The sequence below is a fragment of the Mesorhizobium sp. P5_C1 genome, from assembly GCF_054049815.1.
In genome coordinates, this window is record NZ_JBFULQ010001392.1 from 1 (window position 1) to 559 (window position 559).

General features: G+C 56.5%; 2 pseudogenes. One reads left to right on the plus strand and one right to left on the minus strand.

The window, feature by feature from the left end:
- Positions 1–181 (plus strand): annotated as a pseudogene (locus ACXJ7R_RS35980) (hypothetical protein); the annotation flags it as partial.
- An 89-nt stretch (positions 182–270) separates the two neighbouring features.
- On the opposite strand, the pseudogene ACXJ7R_RS35985 reads toward ACXJ7R_RS35980, so the two are convergent.
- Positions 271–384: pseudogene (locus tag ACXJ7R_RS35985) on the minus strand (KTSC domain-containing protein); the annotation flags it as partial.
- Positions 385–559 lie beyond the last annotated feature (175 nt).

The window sequence follows — 559 nt, forward strand, 5'->3', positions numbered from 1 at the left end:
GGATGACACGTATGGCGAGGCCAGGCGGTTCTTCAAACTAAGCGACTGGCAACTGCACGAAATCGTCTGCGATTGTCATGTCGGCGCAACCATGAAAGCACATTGGGCTGCCGCGCGGGTTCGCACAGCGCTTGGAGGAAACGGATTCTTTGCATGGCTGAGGCAAAGGATCATGTACTGAACTGGCCAGTTTGAGGTGAGGATCGTCACCTGTCCGGACCTCGATACGATCCCCACCTGACCGGTTTCGGTCAAGCTGAAGACGGCGTAGGTTGCCGGGGCAACATCTTCGTAGTCATAGCTGTCGCCGCTTGGGACAAACCAGACGGAGAGCGTTCTGGTTGCCGGATCGTATTTGGTATTTCGGATCACAGGCGACGGCATTTTGGGCACCCGTTGCACGCGTTGCTCTGCACCACCTACCCTGTGGATAGACCCCAAATACGCCCATCATTCCAAACATCCGCTTGCAAGAAGCCCTAGACTGGGAATCTAGGGGAATCGGGTGGATGTCGAGCAAGCCGAGTAGTCGCGTCGTGTTGTGCACGCTGCTGGCGAT